At 66.1% G+C, this 9,802-nt stretch carries 11 protein-coding genes; 2 read left to right on the top strand and 9 right to left on the bottom strand.

Going from position 1 to position 9,802, the window contains the following annotated elements; genetic code table 11:
- The first annotated feature begins 175 nt into the window (after nucleotides 1–175).
- Complete coding sequence (locus AC1DYX_RS22985) at nucleotides 176–406, top strand: hypothetical protein (RefSeq protein WP_477263146.1); 231 nt, start codon at nucleotides 176–178, stop codon at nucleotides 404–406.
- 17 nt (nucleotides 407–423) lie between these two features.
- On the opposite strand, the gene AC1DYX_RS22990 is transcribed toward AC1DYX_RS22985, so the two are convergent.
- From AC1DYX_RS22990 to AC1DYX_RS23030, 9 genes are all read right to left on the bottom strand, one after another.
- Complete coding sequence (locus AC1DYX_RS22990) at nucleotides 424–882, bottom strand: hypothetical protein (RefSeq protein WP_477263148.1); 459 nt, start codon at nucleotides 880–882, stop codon at nucleotides 424–426.
- On the bottom strand, nucleotides 879–1,979 hold the full coding sequence (locus AC1DYX_RS22995; RefSeq protein WP_477263150.1) for an enoyl-CoA hydratase/isomerase family protein: 1,101 nt from the start codon (nucleotides 1,977–1,979) through the stop codon (nucleotides 879–881). The genes AC1DYX_RS22990 and AC1DYX_RS22995 overlap by 4 nt, the downstream gene beginning before the upstream one ends.
- A 111-nt stretch (nucleotides 1,980–2,090) precedes the next feature.
- Entirely contained in the window at nucleotides 2,091–2,450 is a 360-nt protein-coding gene (gene hpf, locus AC1DYX_RS23000; RefSeq protein ID WP_029757061.1) for a ribosome hibernation-promoting factor, HPF/YfiA family, read from the bottom strand.
- Between the two features lie 65 nt (nucleotides 2,451–2,515).
- A complete protein-coding gene (locus AC1DYX_RS23005) occupies nucleotides 2,516–4,021 on the bottom strand; it encodes an RNA polymerase factor sigma-54 (protein WP_477263153.1) in 1,506 nt (501 codons plus the stop codon).
- A 2-nt stretch (nucleotides 4,022–4,023) separates the two neighbouring features.
- Nucleotides 4,024–4,815, bottom strand: coding sequence for an LPS export ABC transporter ATP-binding protein (lptB, locus tag AC1DYX_RS23010; RefSeq protein ID WP_477263165.1), 792 nt, complete (start codon nucleotides 4,813–4,815; stop codon nucleotides 4,024–4,026).
- A gap of 14 nt (nucleotides 4,816–4,829) precedes the next feature.
- Entirely contained in the window at nucleotides 4,830–5,444 is a 615-nt protein-coding gene (gene lptA, locus AC1DYX_RS23015) for a lipopolysaccharide transport periplasmic protein LptA (protein ID WP_477263155.1), read from the bottom strand.
- Nucleotides 5,445–5,472: 28 nt separating this feature from the next.
- Nucleotides 5,473–6,075 carry an LPS export ABC transporter periplasmic protein LptC gene (gene lptC / locus AC1DYX_RS23020; RefSeq protein ID WP_477263157.1) on the bottom strand — a complete coding sequence of 201 codons (603 nt, stop codon included), beginning with the start codon at nucleotides 6,073–6,075 and terminating at the stop codon, nucleotides 5,473–5,475.
- 10 nt (nucleotides 6,076–6,085) lie between these two features.
- Nucleotides 6,086–6,619: a KdsC family phosphatase gene (locus AC1DYX_RS23025; protein ID WP_477263159.1), complete on the bottom strand. Its 534-nt coding sequence runs from the start codon at nucleotides 6,617–6,619 to the stop codon at nucleotides 6,086–6,088.
- Entirely contained in the window at nucleotides 6,619–7,641 is a 1,023-nt protein-coding gene (locus AC1DYX_RS23030; protein WP_477263161.1) for a KpsF/GutQ family sugar-phosphate isomerase, read from the bottom strand. Before AC1DYX_RS23030 ends, AC1DYX_RS23025 begins: the two co-directional genes overlap by 1 nt.
- A gap of 85 nt (nucleotides 7,642–7,726) precedes the next feature.
- On the opposite strand from AC1DYX_RS23030, the gene AC1DYX_RS23035 reads away from it, so the two are divergent.
- Nucleotides 7,727–9,709 (top strand): monovalent cation:proton antiporter family protein, encoded by a 1,983-nt coding sequence (locus AC1DYX_RS23035; RefSeq protein ID WP_477263163.1) that lies wholly within the window; start codon nucleotides 7,727–7,729, stop codon nucleotides 9,707–9,709.
- The last annotated feature ends 93 nt before the right edge of the window (nucleotides 9,710–9,802 follow it).

Here is a 9,802-nt window from a genome sequence, read left to right on the forward strand (position 1 = left end):
CTGGAACCGGCCAGAGTCCGCAGGAGGCGTGACCGGGAGCGACAGACAAGAGCGGCCGCCCAAGTCTAATGAACCAGGCCCGGCAGCCGGGGGGAACTGGAACCGACCGAAGTCCGCAGGAGGCGCGACCGGGAGTGGCGCCGCTCCTGCGGAGGCCCCTTCGGACACGCGTGTCATGATGGGCAGCGCCAGCGGCGGCTCCACAGTCCGTTACACCGCGGAGAAGGCCGCCGCCGAAGCACATGAATCGGCTGAGGTAGCGAAAAAAGCGGCGGAAGAGGCCAAGGCACAAGCGGCCGAAGCCAAACGGGCACGCATACGCGCCGAACGCGCCAGGCGCGCTGCCGTCAAATCAAATCAGCCAACGATGGAAGAGAAGTCACAAATGAAGCAGGAACATAAATAAAGGGCTCGGTCGGCGACTCACGCCACGCCAAACCGCCGCCGCAAGCGCGCATGGCGATGCCGGAAGAACAGCGCCACGCACGCGCGCACGAGCACGCGCGGCAGAGCGCGCCGCGGCCGGAACGTCAGGCAGTCGACGACCACCGTCCCCTGCCCCGCCGCCATGACCGTGCGCTCGTGCTGCCAATACGCCATCGACAGCATCGGAGAACGTTCCAGGAAGCGCCGGCCCGGCTCGATTTCGACGAGGGGCAGGTCGCTCCAGTCGACGGGCAGCACGCGCAGCAGCAGGGGCCAACTGCGGCACAACCGCTGGCCCGGCACGAAGGCGCCGCCGGGCAGGCATTTCATCTCCCTCGGGAAGGTCATGCGCAGCAGCGGCGCCATCTCGTCGGCAATGCCCTCGACCGACGTTGCCCACGCCCATACTGCGGGCTGATCGGCGGCGAGCGCGGATTCGAACCGCAGCCCGATCATGCGCCGCTTGCGTCGCGCAGATCGCGCAGCGGATGCGCGTGCCCCGGCCACACGGGCGCGAAGAACGCGGCCACCATCTCCGGGGTGACGTCGGACAGCAGAGGCGGCGTCCAGCGCGGCGCATTGTCCTTGTCGATCACGAGCGCGCGCACGCCTTCGATCACCTCGCCATGCTCGAACGTGCGACGCACGAGCGCCCGTTCCATGCGCAGGCAGTCGGCCACGCCGAGCTCCTCTCCGCGCACGAGCATCTCGCGCGTCACGCACATCATCAGCGGCGAGCGCTGGCGCATCGTGGCCAGCGTCTGTTGCGCGAACGGGCTCGCGTCGGATTCCAGCGAAGCCATCACGGCCGCGACGGAATCGGCGCCGAAATGGCGGTCGATGGCTGTGCGCTGCGCGGCCAATTCCCCGCCGCCCGCATCGGCAGCAAACGGCGCCGCGAACGCGCGGATCGCATCAGGGAGTCGAGCGCCCGGCGTCGCCCCGACCAGCGCCTGCAGCGCGTCCAGCTGCGCGGCCGGCACGAACACGTCGGCCAGGCCCGCGTAGATGGCGTCTGCCGCGCCGATCGTCGCCCCCGTCACGCCGAGGTAATGGCCCACGCGGCCCGGCGCGTGCGACAGGAAGTGGCTGCCGCCGACGTCCGGGAACAGGCCGATGTTCACCTCGGGCATGGCGATCTTCGAGCGTTCCGTCACGATGCGCAGGCCGCAGCCAGGCCCGCCCTGCGCAATGCCCATGCCGCCGCCCATCACGACGCCATCCATCAGCGCGATGTACGGCTTCGGATAAAAGTGGATCAGGTGGTTGAGGGCGTATTCCTCGGTGAAGAAATCGTCCAGCAGCGGGCTGCCCGTCTGCGGCGTGGCGCTGCCGGCCTGGTGGAAGAACCGGATGTCGCCGCCGGCGCACAAGGCCTTTGCGCTCGTGCTCCCGATGCAGACGGCGTCGATGCCCGCATCGTCACGCCAGGCAAGCAGTGTTGCCGTGAGCACGCGGACCATGTCCAGCGACAACGAGTTCAGCGCCTTGGGGCGGTCGAGGGTGATGATGCCGGTGCGGTTGGCGACGCGCGTTTGAACGTAGTCGGTCATGTCTCTTGTTGTTTGAATAATGAGACCGCATTGTAACGCGCGTGGCGGGCCCAAAAATACGAAAAGGGCGCCGATGCGCCCTTCGTTTCCTGGTGCTGCGTCAGCGTGGCATCACGCCGCGGCGGCAGCTTCCTCTCCTCCTTCGGACATGCGTTTGATGGACGCGTTGTCATGATCCTTGAGCATCTGCTTGTACTTGACGACCTGGCGATCGAGGCGATCCATCAGCATGTCGATGGCGGCATACAGGTCGTGCGCAGCGCTGGCGACATGGACGATCTTGCCTGCGAGCCTCAGGTTGATCTCGGCTTTCTGGCGTTTTTCTTTCTCGGTGAGATTGTCAATGCAGAGGATGACATGGGAATCGATCACTTGATCGAAATGGCGGGTAATGCGTTCGAGCTTGTTCTGTACGTATTCTCGGATGGCTGGAGTTACATCGAGATGATGTCCGCTGATAGTGAGATTCATACACACTCCTTTGAAGATACCCTGCCATGACGTGCGCGCATCCAGCGCAACGCGGCAGTGTGGTGTTACAAGGATTTGCGGAGACTGACGGGTGGGATCTTCAGCGCCTCACGGTATTTCGCGACCGTGCGCCGCGCGATAACCATTCCCTGTTCCCCTAGCATCTCCGCGATCTTGCTGTCGGATAAAGGATTCTTGGGGTCTTCTGCTCCTGTCAATTGTACGATGAGGGCCCGTATTGCCGTCGAAGAAGCTTCGCCTCCCGCCTCGGTGGCAACGTGACTCCCGAAGAAATACTTCAACTCAAACATGCCGTGCGGGGTCAGCATGTATTTCTGAGTTGTGACTCGAGAAATTGTGCTCTCGTGTAGACCTAGTGTATCAGCTATCTCACGTAAAACAAGGGGCCGCATCGCGACTGCGCCGTGGGAAAAAAAGTTACGCTGGCGATCCACGATGGCTTGTGCCACGCGCAAGATTGTGTCGAAGCGCTGGCGCATGTTCTTGATGAGCCACTTGGCTTCCTGCAACTGTGCGTTCAACTGCGTGTCCGATTTCCCCTGCTTGAGCAGCGAGGCATACAGGCTGTTCACGCGCAGGCGCGGCATCACTTCCGGGTTCAGCTGCACGCTCCAGCCATCCTTGGCGCGGCGCACGATCACGTCGGGCACGACGAAGTCCGACACGTCCGACGCGAACGCCGCGCCCGGATGCGGATTGCACTGGCGGATCACGGCCTGGGCTTCGCGCAGGTCTTCGTCGTCGCAGTCGAGCGCCTTCTTGAGCTTGTTGAACTCGCGCTGCGCGAACCACGTGAGGTATTTTTCGACGATGGTCAGCGCCATGCGCCGCGTGACGAGCGGCACGCCGGGCATGCGCCGGATCTGCAGGGCCAGGCACTCGGCCGCGCTGCGCGCGCCCACGCCGGGCGGGTCCATGCTTTGCACGAGGGCCAAGGCCGTGCGCAATTCCTCGAACTCGATGTCGAGTTCTTCCGGCAGGCGCGCATGGATCTCGTCCAGCGATTCCTCCAGATAGCCATTGTCGTCCAGTGCGTCGACGACCAGTTCCACGAGTGCGCAATCGCGCGCGCCGCAGCACGTCAGGCGTGCCTGTTCCATCAGGAGCTCGCGCAGCGTGACGGGGCTCGCTTCCAGTTGCGGGCGGCCATCCTCGTCCTCGCCGCCGTTGCCGCTGCCGCTGCGGCCGGATTCGCCCCAGTCGGCATCGCCGCCTTCGCCGCCGGTCTCTGCGCCGCCGTCGCCACCGTTCTCGCCATTGCCGTTCTCGGAGGTGGCAGCACCGCCGCCCTCTTCGCCTGAACTCTGCGAAGACGCGGGCGCCTCGCCCTGCGAAGACGCGGGTGCGCTGTTGATGGCGCCGTCGGCCAGCAGGCGTACGGAACGGTCGAGCGGATCGTCGAGCCGCTCGAGCAGCGGGTTCTCGCCCAGCACCTGCTCGATTTCCTGGTGCAATTCCAGTGTCGACAGTTGCAGCAGCCGGATCGACTGCTGGAGCTGCGGCGTCAGCGCGAGGTGCTGTGAAGTCTTGAGTTGCAGCGTCTGTTTCATGACTACATTCGGAAGTGTTCGCCCAGGTAGACGCGGCGCACCGACTCGTTGGCGATGATGTCGTCGGGACGGCCGGAGGCCAGCACCGCGCCCTGGTTGATGATGTAGGCGCGATCGCAGATGCCCAGCGTCTCGCGCACGTTATGGTCCGTGATCAGCACACCGATGCCGCGCTCCTTCAGGAAACGCACGATGCGCTGGATCTCGATCACGGCAATCGGATCCACGCCGGCGAACGGTTCGTCCAGCAGCACGAAGCGCGGATCGGTCGCCAGCGCGCGCGCGATCTCCACGCGGCGGCGCTCGCCGCCGGACAGCGACAGCGCGGGGTTCTCGCGCAGCTTCTCGATCTGCAGCTCGGTCAGCAGCTCGTCGAGGCGTTCGGCGATGCGCGTCTTGGTCAGGGGCTTGCCGTTCTCGCGCTGCAGTTCCAGCACGGCGCGGATGTTTTCTTCCACCGTCAGCTTGCGGAACACCGACGCTTCCTGCGGCAGGTACGACAGGCCAAGGAGCGCGCGCCGGTGGATCGGCAGGCTCGTGATGTCGGTGCCGTTGATGTCGATGCTGCCGGCGTCCGACGGCACCAGGCCCACGATCATGTAGAACGACGTCGTCTTGCCGGCGCCGTTCGGCCCCAGCAGCCCGACCACTTCGCCGCACGCGACCTGCAGCGACACGTCGCGCACCACGAGGCGCTTGCCGTAGCTCTTCTGCAGCCCCTTGACGACGAGCGTGCTGCCGCCGCATGCGGCCGGTGCCGTCAGCATGCCTGCTTCCATCGTGCGTTGTTCCATCACGCGTGCCTCCGTCATTGCTTGCCCGCCGGGGCGGCGGCAGGGGCGCCGGCAGCCGCAGGGAGGGCGGCCGCAGGGCCGCCCGCTGCCGGCGCCGCCGTCGTGCGGCGCGGCGCGATGATCAGCGTGTTGCGGCCCTGGCCCGGCTTGCTCTGGCCGCTGACGTCATTGCGCACGTTCGCGACTTCGGTGCGGTTGTCGTAGGCGATGTAGGCGCCATCGACCTCGTTCGCCAGGCGGCCGTTCTCCAGCTGCCGCACGATGGCCTTCGAGAACAGTTTCACGATTTCCGTGCGCTCGTCGTATTCGATGCGCTCGGCCTGGCCCTCGACCCACAGGTCCGGGCCGCCGTCGCGCTTCTGGCGAAAGCTGGCCGTCTTGCCCGGGTTGGCCGTCAGCGTGACGCTCATATAGCCTTCCGGCGATTCCTTCAGCACGGCCTTGTCCGACTTCAGGGTGAGGGTGCCGCGCGTGAGCACGACGTTGCCCGTCAGGATGCGGACCTGGTTCACCTCGTCCACGTCCAGCGTGTCGAAGTTGATGACGGCCTGCTTGAGCGAGTCGGCGCGCTCGGCCCAGGCGGAGAGCGAGGCGAACGACAGGATGGCGACGGCAAGGTGTTTTTTCATGGATCTCGTCCTTGTTGTTAGGTACGCGTCAGCGCGGGGCGCGCGGCGGATAGATGATCTGGCCGCGTCCGCCCAGGTGCACCTGCTGCGTGGCGTTATTGGCGAGCATGCCGATGCCGGTCACGGACGACGCGCCCAGCTGCATCTCGATCGCCTTGTCGGTCTTGACGATGTCCTCGTCCGGCAGCACCGTCAACGCTTCCGTACGGATCCGCAGCGGCTCCGACTTCGCGCCGGCGGGGCGCTGGATGTCGACGTTGCCGGTCAGGTCGATCTGGTTCTGGTTCTGGCTGACCAGCGCACGCTCGGCCGTCATCGTCATGGGCGGGTGCTCGACGGTGAGGCTGTGCACGACGGGCTTGTCGACGAGGGCCGTATTGTCGGCCGGATGGTGCGTCAGGCGTTCGCCCGAGATCACGTAGCGCGGCTTGCCGGTCTCCGACATGCGCACCCAGCTGAAGTTGTCGATGATGTAGTCCGGCTCGTTGCCCGCACTGGCGCCCGGTGCATTCTCTTCGCCCTGCAGCACCTGCACGAGCCAGAAGCTGCCGAACGCGCAGAACACGGCGGTCAGCATCAGGGCCAGCAGGCGCCAGCGGTGCGCGGTACGCTTGTAGCTTGCGGAGGCCATGTCTTCTCTTCTAGGCGAAGTAAGGCGCAAGCGCCTGTTCGTAGGTACCCTGGGCACGCATCACCATGTCGCACACTTCGCGCACGGCGCCGCGGCCGCCCGGGTTCTTCGTCACGTAATGAGCGCGGTACTGCACTTCCGGATGGCCGCTCGGCACCGTCACCGCAAAACCCACGCGCGTAAACAGCGGCAGGTCGATCACGTCGTCGCCGATATAGCCGCACTCCGCGGCCGTCACCCCCGTTTTATCCAGCAGCTCGGCGAACGCGAGGCGCTTGTCGTGCTGGCCCTGGAACACGTGGGTGATGCCCAGGTCGGCCGCGCGTTTGATGACGATCGGCGACGTGCGTGCGCTGATGATCGCGGTCTGCACGCCCGTGCGGTTCAGCAGCTGGATGCCGAGGCCGTCCAGCACGTAGAACGTCTTCGTGACTTCGCCGTCCGGGCCATAGGTCAGGCTGCCGTCGGTGAGGACGCCGTCGACGTCGAAAATCATGACTTTTACGCGCGCTGCGCGCTCCATGTGTGCCAGCGGAGTCACCATCAGATCACCTTGGCGCGCGTGAGGTCGTGGATGTGCAGGGCGCCGACCAGTACGTCGTCGGCGTCGGTGACGAGCATCTGGTTGATGCGGAATTCTTCCATCACGGCGACGGCATCCACCGCCAGCTGTTCCGGGTGCACGCGGCGCGGATTCGGGTGCATGACGTCGCGAATCACGAGCTTGCTGAAATCCTGGACCTTCTCGATCAGGCGGCGCAGGTCGCCATCCGTAAACACGCCGACCGGCCGGCCGGCATCGTCGACGATGGCCGTCATGCCCATGCCCTTCTGCGAGATTTCCAGCAGGGCTTCCGTGAGCAGCGCGCCCGGTTTCACCGTCGGCACCGCGGCGCCGCTGCGCATCACGTCGCGCACGTGGGTCAGCAGGCGCCGGCCCAGCGCGCCGCCCGGGTGCGAGCGCGCGAAATCGTCCGACTTGAAGCCGCGCAGCTCGAGCAGCGCGACGGCCAGCGCATCGCCCAGCGCGAGCGTCGCGGTGGTGCTGGCGGTGGGCGCCAGGTTCAGCGGGCAGGCTTCCTTCTCGACGGACACGTCCAGGTGCACGTCGGCCACGGTCGCCAGGCGCGACTCGGGCTTGCCGGTCATCGCGATCACGGGCACGCCCATGCGCTTGACGGCCGGGATCACGACGGCCAGTTCGCTGCTTTCGCCGGAATACGAGATCGCGATCAATACGTCCTGCGGGGTCACCATGCCCAGGTCGCCGTGCGCGGCCTCGGCCGGGTGCAGGAACAACGCGGGGGTGCCGGTCGAGGCCAAGGTCGCCGCGATCTTGCGGCCGATGTGGCCCGACTTGCCGATACCGGATACCACGACGCGGCCCTTGCAAGCCATCATCACGGCCACGGCGCGCGGCACGCTGTCGTCGCGGCCGAGGCGCTCGGCCAGCTTGCGGATCGCTTCGCCCTCGACGTCCAGCGCCTCGCGGGCCAGTTCCAGCGCCCGGCCGGCCTGGGCCGCGTTAAAACTTGTCAGCATTATTTTTTCATCGGTTACACTCATAGGCAAAGTATATCCGAATTGGGAAAGCAAAAAACTTGCCAGACGTAACAAACAACAACAACCCACCGTCCCGCAGGGTCTTCGAATGACGTCCGGGCTCGAACTCACTCTGCTGTTGCTGGGGAGCGCCGTTCTCGGCGTGGTCGCGTTCCGGATGCTGCATTTGCCGCCGATGCTGGGCTATCTCGCCGTCGGCGTGCTGGTCGGCCCGAACGCGCTGAACCTCGCCGACAACGGTACCACCACGCAGGCGCTGGCCGAATTCGGCGTCGTCTTCCTGATGTTCTCGATCGGGCTGGAATTCTCGCTGGCCCAGTTGCGCGCCATGCGCCGCATCGTGTTCGGGCTCGGACTCGCGCAGGTCGTGCTCACCATCGTCGCGGCGGTGCTGGCCTCGCTGCTGACGCGCTACCTGCCGCCCTCGATGCAAGTCGRCTGGCAGGCCGCGCTGGCGCTGGGCGGCGCGCTGGCCATGTCGTCCACGGCGATCGTGTCGAAACTGCTGACGGAAAGGCTGGAGCTGGAGAGCGAGCACGGACGCCGCATCATCGGCATCCTGCTGTTCCAGGATCTGGCCGTCGTGCCGCTGCTGATCCTGATCCCGTCGCTGGCCAAACCGCCCGAGGAGCTGGCGATGACCCTGGCCTGGGCCGGCATCAAGGCCGCGGCCGTGCTGGCGCTGCTGCTGTTCTTCGGCCAGAAATGGATGCGCAAGTGGTTCAACGTCGTCGTCAAGCGCCGCTCGCAGGAATTGTTCATGCTGAACCTCCTGCTGGTCACCCTGGGCGCCGCATGGATCACGGAGCATGCCGGCCTGTCGATGGCGCTGGGCGCATTCGTCGCCGGCATGCTGATCTCCGAGACGCCCTACAAGCACCAGGTGGAGGAGGATATCAAGCCGTTCCGCGACGTGCTGCTGGGCCTCTTCTTCATCACCATCGGCATGCTGCTGAACGTGCACCTCGTGCTCGCGAACTGGTGGCTCGTCCTGTTGCTCCTGATCGTGCCCGTGTCGATGAAGTTCGCGCTGATCGCCCTGCTGGCCAAGGCGTTCGGCTCGTCCGACGGCGTCGCCATGCGCACGGGTCTCGCGCTCGCCCAGGCCGGCGAATTCGGCTTCGTGCTGCTGAATCTCGCGTCGGGATCGAAGCTGATCCCGCCATTCATCATCCAGCTGGTGCTCGCGTCGATGGTGCTGTCGATGCTGGCGGCGCCCTTCGTCATCGCCAACATGGACAAGCTCGTGATGAAGATCGCGGCCAACGAATGGATGCTGCAATCGCTGCAGCTGACGCAGATCGCGAGCCGCACGATGGCGGCGCAGAAGCACGTGATCATCGCCGGCTTCGGGCGCAGCGGCCAATCGCTGGCCACCCTGCTGTCGGAAGAAAAGCTGCCGTGGTATGCGCTCGACCTCGACCCGGAGCGCGTGCAGGAAGCGCGCACGGCCGGCATCAACGTCTCGTACGGCGACTGCACGCGCAGGGAAGCGCTGATCGCGGCCGGTATCAACCGCGCCAGCGCCCTCGTGATCACGTTCGCCGACACGCGCCTGGCCGTCAAGGTGCTGCACCTCGTGCACGAGCTGGCGCCGAAGCTGCCGGTGATCGTACGCGCCCACGACGACACGGAACTCGATGTGCTCAAGCGCGCCGGCGCCACCGAAGTCGTGCCGGAAGCGCTGGAATCGAGCCTGATGCTGGCCTCGCACGCCCTCGTCGTGATGGGCGTGCCGCTGCGCCGCGTCGTGCACCGCGTGCAGGCGGCGCGCGACGAGCGCTACTCGTCGCTGCGCGGCTTCTTCCACGGCGCCAGCGACATCGCGGACGGTACGGAGCACAACTATGTGCGCCTGCACTCGGTGACGCTGCGCGACGACGCCGGTGCGGTCGGGCGCAGCATCGCGGACCTGGAGCTGGACGAGGTCGGGGCCGAAGTCACGGCCGTGCGGCGCGGGAACGACCGCATCGAGCCGGGGCCGGAGACGGAGTTGCGGGCGGGGGATGTGGTGGTGTTGCGCGGGACCGGCAACGCGGTGACCCGCGCGGAAGGCCGGTTGCTACGCTGATTCGGTGGCGTTTTGCCAACGCCAACTTGACGCACGCGTCACGCGTGGGCACGTTTCATTTGGGGCCCCCGGCCCCAAATGCCCACCCTACTG

The organism is Massilia sp. P2_C2 (assembly GCF_056404615.1).